Here is an 18,346-nt window from a genome sequence, read left to right as displayed (position 1 = left end):
ACCAGAGAACCTTGACATAGTCCAACGGTACGTTCTAACTTTAAGGTTAGTTGAACCAATCACTAACAAATCTATCTCTTCCATAATTTTATCTTCAAGGAGGCCTACCCGCGGCTCAACGCCCTTAACCAATAAAGAATAATATTCCTTGAAGTTTCTGATAAACTTAGCGCACTCTTCTCCTCTTAGCTCTCTAAAATACTTAAATATTCTGGGAAGGTATAAAGATATCTGTAATTGAGCAAAATATTCACTTATTGAATCCAGCATGGCAACGATGTTATGCTTAGCAAGCTTATTTAAGAATGGGCTATTATTGCTTATATTGGCTCCGGATTGATTGATGAATCGAATTAACTTGTCACAGATTATACCTTCTTTTATCTCATTAAAATTAAAACTACGGAACAACATCAAAGCTATGAATACTTGCGCAAATTCCTTCTTTTTAAGTTGGGTACGTTTCTCTATGCCCTCTATTATTTTGTCAATACCTTCTAATACCTGTGAAGTCTCAAACTGCCCTATCCTGGCTGAATCTACTAAAGCTTGACCAAGTGCAGCAAAGCTTATTGCTTTGTAAGAATTGAAGTTGTATTCTCTAAATACGCTAAAAAGCTTATCAACTACCTTATAAGCATTTTTAAGGTCTTCCAAAGTAAACAGAATTTGAACTAGGAGAATAAGATATTTAATAGTATGCCAATCATCCAGACTGCTATATACTGATTCTCTGGATGCTTCTTTAGCCATCTTTCTTGCTTGCTCCATATTTCCCAAAGCTATCTGAACTTGGATGCGGCTAAATATAAAGTATTTCTCCCGGTAATCCTGCACAAGGCGTGGCTGGCTAGCAGATGCCTTTTCAACTATTTCATTGGCTTCTTCTATCTTACCTGCGGTAATAAATGCTTTAACAATAGAAGCAAATATTTCAGGCTCGCCTTGAACAAAGAAGAAATTTTTACTAATTGCATCTTCGGTTATTTTTTTAGCTCCTACTGAATCACCTAGGGCTATCAAGACTGGGGTAAACGAGGAAAAAATTACTTGGGCATCCGAAAGAGAAATTTGTCCACCCCGAACTCCTTCTGCAATGCTAACTATCTGCGCGGATATTTTCTTAGCCTCTTCCAAATTGCCCAAAGCTATATGGTTTTGAACAAGTAAAATAAGGGCTTTTAGTTTAAGGTCGTAAATCGCACACTTATCGTTTGCATAGCTACTAACCTCTTCAGCTAATTTTTGTGCCTTTAGATTTCTTCCTAAGGCTATCAATAGCGGTATAATATAAACGTAAGCTTCTGCTCTTTTGTTTTCATACTCACTATAGTATTTGTTTTCTTCTATTACTCTTAGACACTCTTCGGCTATTTTTTGTGCCTCTTCTGGCTTTCCTAAGGCAATAAATAACTGCGCAATGGAGATAAAAGACTCTATTTCCGGATATCGATAGTCTGCTTCTCTTGCAATATCAAGCGCCTCAAGACAGATTAAATAAGCTGCTTGGATATTAGTTAACTCAGCATTCATCCTTTTTTTTAAGTCTCGGTTTATCTTCCGCTGCTCCTTATCCCGCGCGCCACCGATTCTTCTGCCTGACGAACCAAATCCTGGCCTAGAAGAATACCTCTGACGCAGGCGATGAATCCCTAATAAAGAAAGCGGATTAGAATCTTCATCCATTCTAAACGGCCCCGGCAGGAGCCTGCCATTTTCTAAGCGGTGAAAGCCGCGAACGGAGACATCTCTGCTTAATGCATCTGACTCTGTACAGCTAAAATGCTCATTTCCTAATAACGCAGCCCTTGGCAAAACTGATACCTCACTCCCAGTCAATGGTAATTTAACACCAATTTCAGAATCTCTTATTCCAAAACTGCTTGTAGCTACCTGAGAAACCCCATACTTTATTAATTTATATTCTTCTCCTTCAATAAATCTAATACCTTCTATGCGCCATCCACACTCACCCATATCTTTCATACTAAGCTTCTCTTGTTTTAAGGCATCAATTACAGAATATTCCGCAATATCTTTACTTGTAGTCCTTGCTTCCTCTAAAACTCTCCAAGGAGCTTGAACCCAAATATCTGCTTTGTCATAAGGCCTTGTATTAAACACAAAAACTGTCCAACTGTTATCCTCGGTTTTCCAACCAAAACTTATAAATCTGCTGCAATCAGCATTATCAAGAAATTCAGTATATTTTTCTTCCTCTGTATTAATCCCGCTAAAGAACTCCTCAATCAAAGAAGCCCACGGCGATTGCTCAATGGCATCTTTTAACCGATTAAAATCTGTCCTTATAAGAAATTCTTCATCGCTGACAAAAAAGTGCTTATCTTGGCCGCCAACCATAGGAATAACATGGCCCCAATGGCCTAACCATTCCCTTAAATCAACCATTACCGGAACACCTAAATGTGCCAATGTTATAAATAGCATACGAAAACCTCTTAGAGGCCCGCCTATCTCTTTAAGCGCAATCTCATCGAAATTAGAAGGGTAAACTAAAAGCAGCATTCCTTTAACCTTGGCTTGAACAGCAGACCAGACTGCTGTAGATAAACGGCCTAGTGGCATCCCTTGCCGCAAATTCTCACTATAATGGTTATACACATCTTCATAATAACTTACCTTAACCCCTAATGCGAATAACTCCCCCCTCTTGGCTTGATTATCAGAATACGACTCTGTGATAAAATCTAAATTCTTTCCTTGCTCGTGTGCATACCGCTGTGCTTCCCCTATAATTACCCCTAAAGGCTCGCCATTATTATAATAACCCAGCCTAACCTTCTCTTCTTCATTTAAGAAACTCCCGATATCCGCCTTTAAAAGAAGATGCCCTAAGTCGATACGTAACATATCTACTCCTGCATCAATATAGTATTTAGAGGAATTAGTATAATATTCCTGTACTTCTGGTAAGAATGGATTTAATAGAACCTGATCTACATTAAATGTGCCACCAAACCCGGGGATATGCCTTACCAGTATGACCCTCTCGACTCCTGCTTCATTAATTCTCCTAGCAGCGTATGGGCTGTTATTTTCAAGAAGACGCTGGATAAATTGTTTTTTACCATCTTCGGATAGCGATCTATAATGCCCTATATCACTAATTCCGGCTGCCCAATAATCTCCTATGTTTAATTCCCTGTAGAATGTCCATTTATAATTACTCTCATTAATGGCATCCGGAGCAAGCCAAGGAATAAAATCAACAATCACCCGGATGCCGAAACTATGGGCTACCCTAACAAACCTTTGGAATTCTTCTTCTACATTAGCGGAATCTGATAACTGCGGGTTTAACTTACGCATATCATATATAGAAAAAGGATTACCATACTCATCTCTAAGCAGAATGTCTCTGCCAGCCGTATCTTTTCTTACAACACTTTTTGTATTATAGCCATATGTTGCAATCGTAGGAATTTGGCCACGTGGAATAAAATGCCTTCCGTTTGTAGGCACTTGGTGTAATTCTTTAGAAATCTCACTCATCTGGTGCAAACCACCGTATGCGTACACATAACTGACTCCCTTTCTATCCAAAATAGGCAACAGTTGAATCGCCTTTTTAAGGCTACCCCTATAGGTTACTCTGCCGTCAATAACCTCGGCTCCTAAATCCATAAGGCTCATTGCTATAATAAGGCCTTTGAGCTTTCTATTTTCCTGCAAAGCCGCTATAATTTCCGGGCGTTTATTACCATATTCTCTATTTGTTAACCTAAACGCCTCATTATGAGCCTTTGTAAGAGGAAAACCTTTTGCAATTAGTCCTAATTCTGTATCTTCATGAAAGGAAATTATCGGTAGGGCAATTTGGAGCTTTTCTTCTTCAGAGAGCCCAGGAAGGGCTCCGGCTAACCTATCTTCGATAAAGTTATCTTCGGTTAATATTATCTTTAATTCATCTTCTGTTTGTATAGCAAATATTCCCGGAGGCGCGCGGCCGGCAAAAATCATCTTATAAAATTTAACTGGTTTACCTCTTGAATCTAAATCAATTTTGAGTTTATTAAATCTCTGAATAGGCTCAAGTGTAATTGTGCCATTGACAATTCCATCTCTATATTTTTCAATCTCCTGCGGCGTAAAATTACCAAAATAACCTATTGCGCGTTCTTCCGGCAGAAATAATTCTCGCAAGCTAACCTTTTTTGCTCTTAGATATTCTGGGGGAGCGCGGCTGGCAGGAATATTGAACCATTGAATTAAATCTATATCTATCTTGCCTGATGCGCTTATCGGCCATATAGGCAAATCCAAGAAACTTAAATCTTCCATATTAATCTCACCAAATAATTTTTTAAATTTCTCTTCTACATACCACCTAATCATTCTTTCTAAGCCAGTTAATTTTTTTCTTTTATCGGTTATGCCGGGCCTATATTTCATCCTCGCCCAACTCTTAGGGAGATCAATCCCCATTTCTTCACAATAACCCATAATTCTTCTTTTTAATTCACTTCTACGTATAGAATACAAACGCTCAAAAAGCGCATTCCTATCTTTTATTTCTCTTTCATCGTACTGACTACTCTCTCCCAGTAAATTATGATTCCTTGCCCAACGCTTATTTTTCATTCCGAATATTTCATCTGGCTTGTCTTCACTGCCTACTTCAAGTCTATAGTTTTGATATTCAACAAAAACCCTTCTTTGTTCATCAATATAGATCGAGACGGATGGATAATCTATATGGAGTGGCGTAAGGTGGCCCGGCCAGATATTACCAGATGTTTGCCAAGAAAGATTGTTGGGCAATGGCTGTAAATAAGTTTCAACCTCAGGCAATTCCACAGGCACAGCTTTGGCCCGGTCTGGAGCTTCTTTTGGCGAATTATCTTTTTCTTGTGCATTTTCTGGAGCTTTCAAAACAGCAATAACTTTATCAATCTCCCCAAACATCTCTTCCATCGTTAAAACGGGATCATAAGTAACAATACCTTCATCATCTACTCCTATCAAAATAGTAATCAACCTATCCAGCTCCTGCGAAACTTGTTTTCCCAAATAAATTGCCAGGATAAATCTTTGTTTTCTAAGGGTATGCCGGCCGGTAACTATTGAATATAACATTTCTCCTATTTGACTTCCGGGAAAAGATGGCCATATTACAAGATCGGTGGTAGCAAACTTAAAATCTATTAATTTAAATTCTCCATCCCAGGTCAACATACAATTTCCAGGTTTTATAGCATCAGGCAATAAGGTTCGAGAAAGATTAAAAGTATCCAATAACGCAACTGCTGCTATTTTAATAATTCTAAGGAGTTCAATTAATTGTTCATTTGTGTAATATTCTGATTCTCTTAAAGCAGCGCCGGTTTCTTCCAGAGAAAAACCTGCAACTCGTTCTAAAATAATGATCTCATCATCAAGATTCCAATCTATCAAACTAACAGCATAGGGATTAGCTTTATTTCTCTTAAGATAACATACTTCAAAAGCAGTAAAACTTTTTCTCCTACGCGCTCCTTTAAGCTCCGGCCTTGTTTCTTTAACAGCAACTTCCTTGCCTGTCTTTAAGTCCTTGGCAAGATAAACAATACTATTGGCTCCTTCCCCTAACCTAGCAAGCAATTTATAAGCCCGGCCCCTATGCCCATATACGATACGCTCTTCTTCAATCGCTACTGGGCCAGACCCCTTGGTTAATCGATATTGTTTCACTAATTCGGTAAGGGCGGGAAATAAATCCGGAGTTAAACCGGGGTTAGAATCTTCAGAAATAACATCTGCTTTGGGTAAAAGTAAACGCACTGAATCCTTTAATCCCGGAGGTAACAATACCAATAAGCCTGGCTCTAAAGCTACTGCTTTAGAGAAAACTATAACTGCTTCTTCAGTTTTCTCCATAGCAATATAGGTAAGCCCAAGCCTAAAATATGGCTCAGCATAATCTGGCCTTAAAGCAATTGCTTTTTCATAAGCTCCGATTGCTCCCATATAGTCGCCTAAACTTCTTAACAACTCTCCAAGATTATAATACGGATCAAAGAAAATCGGATTTACTGTACTGGCTTTTTGATATGCCTGCCTGGCTGCTTCGAAATTACCTAATTTAAACTGAGCAAAACCTATACTAAAATAAGTTTCGGCAAGAATATCATCCATAGATAGTACTTTTTCTAATATCCCTAAGGCATCACTAATTCTGCCTAGTTTAATATATGTAGCGCCAATATTGTTATAAATGCTGGGCGTTAAACCAAAACCATCTGCTATATGCAAATAAAAATAATAAACACTAAGCAATTCTTTATCATCTTTTAATCTATCTGGATCTAGTCTACCCTCCTTGACCGCCTCTTGAATCTCAATAACCCTTTCAGCTGAAATCCTGTATTTTGGCTTTAACACTAAATAATTCCCTTTTCGTTCATAGTAATAAGATAGGTCTATTTCTCTGATTACATTTAAACTAAAATCTGTAAACAAAACACGTTGATTATCCAATGCTATCAAAGTAAAAGCATGGTCAGGAGCCTTTGCCCCCTTTACATCTAATCTCAACATAACCAGCAATACATAAGTTAGCTGGGAGATAGCTGTACAAGATACAATTTCCTTCCTTAAGCTTTCTTTGGCTTCTAAAGAAATTTCTCCTTCATCTATAAGCTTAAAGATATCGACTCCCGATAACATATTCGTTAATAAGCCGATAAGATTACGGGGCGACTCGATATTACTATAGCCTTTTAACCAGGCTGAAGCCAGTAAGCGCCTGAGCGATTTTTTTAACTGCTTAATTCCTTTTACCGTTTGAAATCTCTTGCGAAAATAAATAAGATCTATCTCTGAAAAAATAATCTGGAATTCATCTATAATTGCAGGTATTAAATTTTCATTGTAACCTATACGCACAAGAACCTGCAAAAGCTCTATTTTATCCCTTATTGATTTATAATCTCTTACATCTGCTTGCATAACCATGGCTTCCTCGTGAGATCTACCTTCGCTTTCAGCATATTCATGGCGAGCAATTACAGAAAAAAGAATGGGTAACTGATCAGGAGTAAAGATTGCAGTAAATAATCTATATGCGCCTATTGATAAGTAAATCTCTAACGTATTTTCTTTTGTTCTGGCATATACAAATAAATCAGGCGTATTTTCCGGCTGCGTCGTTAACACATAAAATCTTACGCGTTTATTTTTTGACTGTTTAATAAAATCTTTCGGCTCATCAATGATGAGTTTATGTTCGCCAAGCTCAATGTCTGCCTCTATTGCCGTATTAGGCTTAAAACCTAAATTCCCAAAGAAACCTCCAGCAGTATCTGTGTATTCGGCTTTCCTTTTACTTAAAGCTTCCCGTATAGCATATGCTTCAACCGGGCTCAAGATATCAAGCATGCTAAGGGCCGCCTCAATATAGATGGTATTAGTCTTATCAGAGCTAAATATAACACGCATTAATTCCCTCTCGAAATCTCCGTAGCGCCTTTCAGCAAGTTCAATGGTATTGGCGTGATAATATTGGAGCGCCCTCTCCTTAAGCCTATCCGGTAACCCTGCAAACCAGTCTTTTTGGAGAATTCCTGCTAGTTGTTCTTGCCTTCTTCTTTCCTGCAATATAGTTTGGCTGTATTCAGAATTAATGACATCCAGAATATATAAAGCATCTATTGATACAAAATCATCTCCGCTAAATGCTAAACGCATTAACATATCTATCGCATCCTGAAATTCCTTAATTGTCTTTGCCTCTAAGTAGCGATTAAATCCAAAATTAATTAATGGGTGTTCTGAAACGCCCTCGCCTTTCTCTATATTTTCCAATACTCTTTTAATACTTTGCCCTTGCTCCGGGTCTAAAATAACCAAGGCATCAAAAAACCTGCCTGAAGTAAATGCAAGTCTTACCAAAACACTATAATTCCAATCTAAACCTTCCAAGCTAATATTGTGGGTATAAAAATCTAGGGCCTCTCTTGTGCCCCGCACAACATATGCCTGATACAATTGGGTATTGGGGCTATCTTCTTTAACCCGCCCTATTTCAATATCTCTTAATCCCCACATTTCGAATACCAGACCAATATTTAAAGAAAAATATATAAAGAGGGCTTGATGAATAGGTTCAAATTCTACCAGGTAATCAAAAATAGGCTGCTGCAAAATTCTGCGTATATCTAAATCTACTCTCTCCGGTGAAATTACACTTACTTTTTTAACCACCCCTTCCTTATCTAAAAGTAAAGTTAGTTGGCTTAATTCTTCTCGTGAATTATGATCAAAGGTGCTTACCAGTATGCGTAATCTCAAAGGAGCGCCAACGCTAACTGTCTTTAACCTCTCAAGCCTGGCTAGATGAAGAACAAATCTCCTTGCTTGAGAAAATAAAGGACCATCGGGATCCTTCCTAAGTAAACGAGCTATTTCACATTTAAGGATAAACCTGGAAACAAAGCCTAGCTGCTTATATATTGGCGATTGCGTTATTGACTCCCAAACGCTTAGAAACTTAATGAATTGCGGCCATCCCAACTCTTCTAAAAAACATGCTTGCTTAGGAGTAAGGCCTTTAACTACCATTACACTTGTAAAATCTTCGTAGGGATGTAAAGCATTTAAAATAGAGGTACCAACATAGCGTGTCCAAGGATTAGTATCGCCAAGATATGCCACCCACACATCAATCTCCCGGATAAGTGTTGATCTGACCGCCTTATCACCTATTTGCGCGATTGCTACCTTCAACACCTCTAACCGTTTCTGAATATCATTGCTTTTTAGAATCGCGATTATCTGTTGGATTTCTCCTCTTTCGGATACGCCAGTTGTTTGTGGGTTCTCTTGGAGTAATATCCCTGTAACATACCGAACTAAATCATCACATTCAAACGGTTTTAAGAGCACATACTCTATACCAAGTTCTTTTCTTAACTTTTCAGCACGCCTTTCATCAAATCCAGTCAATAGCATGACGGGAATACGCGATAATTTTCCAGAATGTATTTTTAATAATTCCATTAATTCTTTTGCGTTTGTACCATCAGTTATAATAAGTGCAAACCGGCCTTTGCCGTTTAGAAGTTTATTCAATGCATCCTGGCTATCCCTTGCTGTTACCACAGCATATTCATGTTCATCTAATACACAACTAACGCATGCAAGCACTCCAGTATCATGATCCAACACCAATATTTGTGAATAAAGATACTGCGTATTAGTCAACTGACCCAACTGTTCAATTGTGCCTTTTATTAATTCACCTAACAGGCCTTTAAATATTTTCCTGGATGATCCTTTGATGTATTTAATCCCATTTTTCTCTTGGTATTCACCAGAAAGGTAGTTCTCAGGATAAACAACTTGCTGCCCGGCGATTGCCTGTCTGTGGCCTAGAGACGGGCAGATGAATTCGTGATAAATATATTCTTGCCTGATTAATGAATTAGGATAATTCAAGATTTGGTTTGTTAAGACAAGGGTGGGAACGGGAAAAATGCGGTCAAATTCTTTCTTGCCTAAGAGTTTAATAAGTTTCCTTCTTACGGCAGGCGCATGCGAATAGAAACCTAAAACAAAATCATCTTTAGCCACGACAACCGCATCGGTAGCGATAATCCGCAAAGGCACATTGTCACCAACGGCTAGGCTCCCTCCTATCCTTGATTCTATTGCACTGATATCTTGTCTTAAGTTTTTGTTATCGGTTATATTTTTAAAGCCGCCTTGTTTTAACCTTTCAACTAATACTGCTAGTGCTTTATTGCCTCGGAGTATAGAACCGTTGTCAGAAGAACTTTCTAGAAGTCCATTTTCATGCCTTGCCTCAAAAACATAAATACATGGGAATATGATACATTTGCCATCCCGAAGCCAGCTTAAGATATGCTTGCCTACCACACCACGCATGATTAAAGCAATTTTTACTTTTAACTCACCAAACGAAGAAATCTTAGAATCTTTAAAAAACTTGACTATATGTCTGGTATAACGATCCTGGCTTTGAATAAGATATTGCTGTTCAATAGAGCTTAAGGGCCTCTTCAAATCAGTATGTAATAACCGGTAAGCAATATAATCAACCGGCTGGCCAAGTTCCGGGTCCATCGTTGTATCAATGATCGCAATAAGGCGACGATATCGCTGCAATCGACGTTGTTCTAATATAGCATGATGCATATCACCGCGTAAGACTACGATTATTGATCCGGGCATAAGTTGTGCACACTCTTCAATTTGTTTAACAACTTCTAAATCACGCAGCTCACAAGAGCTAGCTATAGAGCGGGCCTGGGCCTCTAGCGCTGACTCATACTCTTTCTGCTTGCCTTTAGCCATTTGTGCATCAAAATTGTATACATAACTTTTAGCCGCAGCCAACCATCCAGCAAATCCTACTCTTTCATTAATTATTGCAATTTCAGGATACTTATCAATAAAAGCCTGCAATCTTAAGAGGTACTGAGTAGACGGATCAGACATATCAACATCGACTGGTAGAATACGCCGTGCTGCCATAGGTACCAATTGTTCTGCTATTTTAAGAAACTCATTAAAAATTTCATCCGCAAGAGGCCCTCCATTAAGGATTTCTCCTCTAATCTTAGACAACATTCCATCATCTGATATAAACTCTTGCAGCATTAACAATATTGCCTCAGGATTACCTTCATCTTCAGAAATAACCACTACTTTACGATTCTGTATATTAGCAATTTTAATGATATTCGCTAATGCAGGTTCAATGGCATCAAAGCAATCTCTATAGACGTGAGGGAAAAATAAGCCAACAATATCAGTTGATTGTAAAGGTGCATCTTCTTGTATATTCGTTCGCCCCAATAAGAAATTTGCTAATGCTTCAGGTAAATAGGCTAATATTTGTTTACGTTTACCAGTAGTAGATGTAGATACTGCTAATCTAGACACTTCATCGCCTAAATCTCCACCATTTCGTGATCCTATTCCTTTCTTATCCAATTTCCTTTTTTTAACCGAAGAGTCCAATGCAAAAGATAAAGTTTGAGAATGGATATTACCATCAAAAGAAAAATTATTTACTAAAGTCGGAATGCTTGAAAAACATATAAGAGCAAAAATTATAAAAAGGTTAATCTTAACCGCTATAGGCGTAAAATCACTCTCACTGTCTTTTAAGCTTAACAATGGCTCAAATATTACAAGGGTTAAATTAGATAAGAGAATCCAAAAGAAGATAAAGAAAACTACTGGGGAGGAAACATTAGATAATACGAATAATGATATAACGCTTAAGCAAACATTAACTAGCCAGCCTTCTAATCTTAAAACCGGCGGGCCTCTTTCAGAAATAGAAATACCTTCCAATAAATCCTGAAGCTTAAATCCGTTTAGTTCATTCTTAAAAACTGCTCTTATCAAATGCGCCAATTCATGCGGCACAATTGCAGGAGCCAATGGCGCTCTTCTAGAATTATATTGCAAATATTTTGCCAACAAAGATGGCTGCCTATGCGTAGCTGCTTTTCTTTTTTCCATTGCCCGCCTGTAAACATCCAAGGCGTATCTTCTTTCCATTGCCAGAGCAGTAACTTTGGCGCTGGCTAAATAAGAATTACGCATAAGCTGCTTCCACTCTTGCACATTTTCATAGAACATCTTTGAAGCAATCTCTAATTTTCTTAGTATATCCGCTGGCGCCTTACGATAAAAAAGCGCATTATCAGCCACAACACCGTCTTGACCTAAGATTGTAGTATAGGTATCCAATAAAAACCCGCTTCCTTCCTGCGTTTCCTCATTATAATCTATAATCCATTCCACAGGTCCGGCTCCTCTTACAGCAGCATTCACGCCTCCGTTCCTACCTGTTCTCTGGTCAGAAGTACCACAGGCTTCTTCAAGAGGCCGGGGCATATTGATACAAATGTCTGCTCCGATTGCCTGCATTTTAAGCAGCCACGAGTCAGAATTAGGAACATAAACAAATTTACCCTGAAATTCCGGCATCTGCGCCCATCTTTTAAATTCATATACCCAAAATTCCATATACTCCGGGCCACCTACCACAATCTGCATACCTAAACCATTTACTATTTCTCTACCTGCAAAAATATAATCAAGAACTGATTCCGACAGATCCCGGTTAAAACCTCCCTCTAAAGTAGAGATATCTTTAAACCATAAAACCCGAAGCTCTTCTTTTGTAAATGTAACAGTAGGTTCTGCACAAGCAATATGAACTAAGTATCTAAGTATCGGATACTGACTCTTATAATCCACAATCCTTCTTACTATCCAAATTGTAGGTTTATTCGGGTCAAGCTTTACGCCAGTCCTGGCTTCAACTTCTTTAAAAGCCATGGCTTTGCCTCTTCCGTGAATATCCCAAAGTTTATCTACTCCGGGAACAATCCCCTTTGCTTCCATAGCTCTTAATTCATCATTCACCCAGCAATCTCCAGAGCCATTAAGGATGCCTATGACCTCTACTTTGAAATCACTACCATACATCTGCCTAAAAAGTTTCTCTGTCGCAATGGCGTGCTCATTACTTACGGCATTAATCACATCCGCAAGGTGGGTAGCGGCATAACAAAAATCAACCACACTTCCATCTCTTAAGAATCTAGAACGAAAATGCTCGGCTTCCGCTTCCGGAACGCCTATCTGATACATCATTCGATTAGGGTCTGTTCTTAGGGCTGCTGCAGAAAAAATCTCTAATCCCGCAGGAACAATAGTATGATTTGTATAAACAATCGCTGTCTTATCGAATAATTTATCCGACTTGACTAAAGCCGCTGCAACAACCGTGTGCGCCTCATTAAGATGTAATATATCCGGTATAATAACCAGCTCCTTTAAAAGTTGATAGGCAGCCTTGCCAAAAACTACTTCCTGAGTAAAACGATGCACTCTGTTTTCAGTATAAAGAATGTCAAAAACAGAAGACATCAAAATAAAAAGAGGAGTGCCGCCACGGTTAACCTGCCAGACTGTAACATCAATCAAAGAATTATTCCCGTGATTATACATATCATTTTCATCCCAAGCATGAACTTGAATTACTAAAGGAAAGCCGCCTTCACCATAAACCCGTTGCATAATGCCTTTATCGATAAGCTCCTGGTAATCGACATCAAAAGTTACTCCTCCTTTTACTATTTTAGAATAGCCTATTTGAATACCCCAGGCCTGAATACCTAACTTAGCTAAACCTTCTAATTTGTCACCAAAATAAGCTCCTAACCCTCCCCTGGTATTGGCATGTTGGGCATCATAACCCTCAAACTCGGGAATATTACCTTCTACGCAAAGAGTAACAAGTGTCTTATCTTCAAGCTCAGGAGTATTTTCTTTTAACCAGGAAATAGACTTAATCTTATTCCTTGTTTTTAACATGCTTTTTACTCTTAAACTTCTTAACTTTACGTATAACAGATAAAATATTATGAAAGAAGATAATATTCTCTGTATATATCTACCGGCGTATTTTACTAATCGCTCCAATAATGCAGGATCAATGGGAATAAAACTGCAATATAAAGTAGCGAAAGCAGCGACTGCTGTTTTCATTGGCATGGATAAATTATCAGAATCCGGCTGATCTAAACTACCGCCTGTATTTATTCCTCTTGATACTATCCTTCTTAATTGATGGACAAAGTTAAAAAGCGCCCTACTTTCTTGGTGAATATCATCCAAGGTTAAAGCCTGATCAGAAGATAAATTTTCCCCTTTATTACATAAAAGCTGTATATTACCTATAAGAATAGTCAGTGAATTATTAACTTCATGCCTGCCTAATCGCAACAATTGCTCGGCAAACTTCCCCATCATATCTTCGCCTTCACAACGCTCGCTTGCTTTTGGTAAAAAGATCCTAAATGTAGTTCCTATCCCTATTTCACTTTTTCGGACAATAATATCTCCTCCATGTAGCCTCAGGCTATTGCGCAGGGCACACAAACCTTCACCGGTCCTATTTATAGTACTATCGTCAATACTTCCGGTAACTATAAACCCTGAATCAAATATTCTTTCCCTGTACTCTTCAGGTATGCCTTTACCATTATCTTCAACCTCAATAACAATGCGTTTTTTATCATCTCTAATGCGTATTGCAACGTAAAGCTTTCTTGTCTTGTCCTGATATTTAACGGCATTGCGGATTAACTCAGAAAATATATGCTGAATAATATCAGGCACAACTTGGATAGTTAATAATTCTTTCGGGGCATCAATAGTAACTATATCCCCCCACCCTGATTCGCCTGTGATAACGGTAGAATGGATTAAATCTTGAAGGCCTATTTCTTCCACCTCAACAGTCCTTTCCAACCCTTCAAACAATCCAGCAATTACCATCTTTGTTCTATTAAATGCGCCATAAGCGGCAGTAAACCATAACTGTTCTCTCTCGGAAAATCCACTGTCAGCATTTTTAATCAATCTAAAATTTGTCTCTATAGTTTCTAGGCTATCTATAATGCGCCCTTTTATATTTTCTTGAAGCCTGACAAGCCAACTATCTAGGGGGTAAATATTTTTCACTTTAGCCTCTGTTATTGCTTTCAGAAAATAATCATAAGCTTCTTGAATGATATATTCATCAATGGTTAAATGTACCTGTTGCGGGCCTTCAGGATAATAGTAATGCAGAATTTCTTCGGAGAGGGTAAGTTTAATTAGAAGCCAAGGCGGCGAGCGGATAACTATTGCCCAAGAGAAGATAATTTTAAGTATTCCGTCTTCTTCTATTACTTCAGCTAATTTTTTGTTGGGTGTGTGGAGTCTAAATTCTACAGGGATTTCGCCAATAAAAGGAATACGAAAATTCAGTTGCCTTGCCATCTGTAATGCTTCCGGCAAATATTCGCCTAGAAAATCTTTAGTTCTCGAACCTGCTGCACCTTCTCCTTGAGTTACTACAAATGCCTTATTTTGAATATTAATCGTACCTGCAACTATACCTTGAGATTTTTCAATTGGGCTGAATTGGATATGGGATTCTACAATAAACCTGGATGTATTGCGTATCTGTTCTTGGATATGTATTCCGTTGAGGCCGCGTTTGACGCTTACATCAATATCCCCCCCCTGCGCGCGGCGGGAGGAGGGGAGTTGCGCCATCCGCTTACGAAGTTCTTCGATTTTTTGCTCAACTAATTGCTTATCAGAAGGCGCAAGATCAGTCCAAACCCCGTCTCTCATGCTAAAGGCGCCGAGTAAATCATTTATATCACTTGATTCAAACCATCGGCTACTGCTGGCTTCACTAGAGGAGCCCGAATAATAATCCAAATAATATTCAATCAAACCTCTAAGATCATTTTCAGGAAAGCGCACTTTCACAGAAAACTCATCGCCTTCCAAAGTTGTCCATTTTCTTCCTTCCAAGAATTTAATCGCTTCCTGCATTAAATCCTCGGTTATACCACTAACAGGCTCAATTGCCTCAAAGCGCAATATGTCTTTAAGTTCTTCATAACGCTGGATCGCCTGGGATTCGGAGATAATCTCCCAAGTGATACCGTAAACATCATTGTTCCCTCTGAATCTATACGTACCAATCCCTCTTCTAATAGCTAGTTTCCATCCTTCGTCAGAAAGCACAATCACCAGATGTCCATTAGCCGAAAAACCAATATCCTGCACAATATTAGGAAGACCTAATTCTTCAGGAATAAAGATCTCTTCCTCGCCCCAGCGCCCTCTTACCCCTACGCCTTTAATATTACCTGTCTGTTCATTATATGAAATATAAACGGTACCCTCAATTAATCTAATACTCATTGTCCGATTATACAGACCTACTTCTTGTATTATTAAGCCTAGAGTTGACGCTTCTCTACTCAAGAAGTTAAGCAAATATTCAGATAATTCCTTAATTGTCCGTGGCACCAAGCGCCAGGCTTGAGGTTGAAACATCTGTTCTGGTTCTCCTGCATACTCATCAACCAAGGCAACATCATACTCTTCCCTCTTTAATCTGGTATCTTGGAGTATGAAGTTGAGTAAAGCTTCTTGGTTCTCTGGGGCAAGGATGGTTTCCTTGGTGTATTGGTCTAAGAAGTTAAGGATTGGCAGGAAGCGGGCATGGTTTGGTGCTTTGTTCTCTAGGGTATCTAAGGTTTGTAGCGCTTGTCTGAGTAAAGATTGCTCTTCTTTAGTTAAGCTGTAGTAAGCTTCTGCTTCTCCTTTTAAGAATGCAGCTAGTTCTGAGTTAATGTTACAGTAGGTGGTTTGGGTAGATTCCTCTAGGAGATGAGCTGCTTCATGTTTGAGTAAAAGATATAAAATTAGGGCAACCTGTTCAGGAGTAAGCTGAGTAAAGAGCTTTTTGAGGGGCTCATCGATACAGAAGAGGAACTTACCTTCCTCTATTATGTTCGAGATGATGGCTGCGGCTGAAGGCATGGAGATACTTGTTGCCCAGAAGAAGTCAAAGCTTTCTGATTCAGGGTTAAAGGTTTTTGCATGGATTAATTGGTAGGCTTTAGGATCATTACCTCTTAACCTGGCTAAGGCTGGTGCAAACAAGGCTGGATCAACTTCCTCTGTAATCTGCGGGTCTAGGCTCCAAGCTAAGGCTTCAGGCTCAAGCTTAAGGCCTAGGCGGGAGGAGGTGGGTTGGGATTTATTAAACTCTGACTCGGAAATAATCCGCCACTTCGCCTTTTTATCCGGGGTCTCGCCGCTTAGAAATTCTCGCTCATCAGGCCAGGCTTGAAAACTTCCTACTACCTCGTCTCTCAACACAATTAAAGTAAAATTCTCTCCCCTTTGTGCTCGCCACTCCGTAAGCGTAACTAAGAGCTCCATAAGGTGGTCTTTCTCGTTAATAAAATGCTCCTCTTGGGCAAATCGTTTGATAAATTCTTCTAAGGCTTCAATTGGGTCTCTAAAACCAGTGGATATCTCCACTTTTGTCAATATGGACCTATAAGTAAGTACTGTCCAATCGAACCCAATAGGATCATTTTTCGGCCGCCGACAGAATATAATGTTTCCTCCTAACAGTAATACTCTTTCCAATAGCTTCTTTAAATCATGCATTGCAGGAAACGCAGCCCCTTGCCCTTGCGCTAGCCGCTGGCGTAACTCAGAGATTTTCGCTTCTACTAATTGTTTATCATGGCCTGAGAGTCCGAAGGTAATCACCATCGGCTTTGGGCCGCAAAAAGATAAGAGTAATTCAATTATATCAGTAAACCTTCCCATCTCATTAATCAAAGTTGTGCCATCATAATAATAAACGTAATAATGCCCTTGCTGATAAACTACTCTTACATTAAATTGCTGGCCTGTCACACTTACCCATTGCCTTCCTGATAAGAAGGCATTCACTTCTTCGAGGAAGCCGTGGGTTAGCCACCAGGCTTGGGCCAATACGATTATTTCGTATAAAGATTCGGCGATATGCTGCCAAGAAGATGTAGCTGCGTTTGGAGAATTGTTAAAGTTACTAAAGGCTGAAAATAAGTTTTGGATTCCATTTATAAAGAGGCCTCTTAATTCGGAAGGGGGATTATCGGCTCTGATATCTGTTATATGGCTACTCTTTGCGGTACTACTATGCGCTAAGATATTATTGGCTTCCTCAATAATCCTATCCTGGTTATTGTCTAAGCCGGCTATTTTGCTTCTTACCTCATCAATAATGGGATGGAATTGAGGTAGCTTTAAAATTTCTTTTTTAACCCAGTCGGATAATGGGTAACTGCTTATAGTATCAACTATCCCGGCTTGGGCGAGAAGCCATTGAGAACTATCTAATAAAGTTATTGTTTTATCATCTTTAGCCGCAGCGATAATCTCCCAGAGTATGGCAGTGCGATCATCACTGCCTGTAAGTATTCTTGTGCCATCAGGGCTAAAGGCGACGGATCTAATAGGGGCAGTATGCCCTGTTAAGGTTCTGAGGCATTCACCGGTTTGCGCATCCCAGAGTATGGCAGTGCGATCATCGCTGCCTGTAAGTATTCTTGTGCCATCAGGGCTAAAGGCGACGGAGGTAACAAAAGAAGTATGTCCTGTCAAGGTTCTGAGGCATTCACCGGTTTGCGCATCCCAGAGTATGGCAGTGCGATCATCGCTGCCTGTAAGTATTCTTGTGCCATCAGGACTAAAGGCGACGGAGGTAATAGGGTCAGTATGCCCTGTTAGAATGGCTGTTTGCAAGATTAGTTTAATTTTTGCCGGGTTAACCTCCGAAGATGTTATTAATCGTGCCTCTACTGTTTGTTTATCATACTCCTGCCTCTTTAATCTGGTATCTTGGAGTATGAAGTTGAGTAAAGCTTCTTGGTTCTCTGGGGCAAGGATGGTTTCCTTGGTGTATTGGTCTAAGAAGTTAAGGATTGGCAGGAAGCGGGCATGGTTTGGT

The 18,346-nt window shown here is 39.2% G+C and carries 2 protein-coding genes (1 of these 2 cut by a window edge); one reads left to right on the top strand and one right to left on the bottom strand.

The genetic code is table 11. The annotated features are described in order from the left end of the window. Nucleotides 1–18,141 carry the beginning of a HEAT repeat domain-containing protein gene (locus PHC29_03390; GenBank protein MDD5108536.1) on the bottom strand. The gene continues 24,399 nt to the left of window position 1, outside the view, so the window shows 18,141 of its 42,540 coding nt (coding positions 1–18,141); it begins with the start codon at nucleotides 18,139–18,141; the stop codon falls past the left edge of the window. On the opposite strand from PHC29_03390, the gene PHC29_03385 reads away from it, so the two are divergent. Beyond that, nucleotides 18,128–18,346, top strand: a 219-nt coding sequence (locus PHC29_03385) for a hypothetical protein (protein ID MDD5108535.1), incomplete at its 3' end; no start/stop codon positions are given. The genes PHC29_03390 and PHC29_03385 overlap by 14 nt on opposite strands.

The sequence above is a fragment of the Candidatus Omnitrophota bacterium genome, from assembly GCA_028712255.1.
Taxonomy (GTDB): domain Bacteria; phylum Omnitrophota; class Gorgyraeia; order Gygaellales; family Profunditerraquicolaceae; genus UBA6249.
Note: the sequence above shows the minus strand (reverse complement) of the source record. Positions and strands in the feature narration are given on the sequence as shown.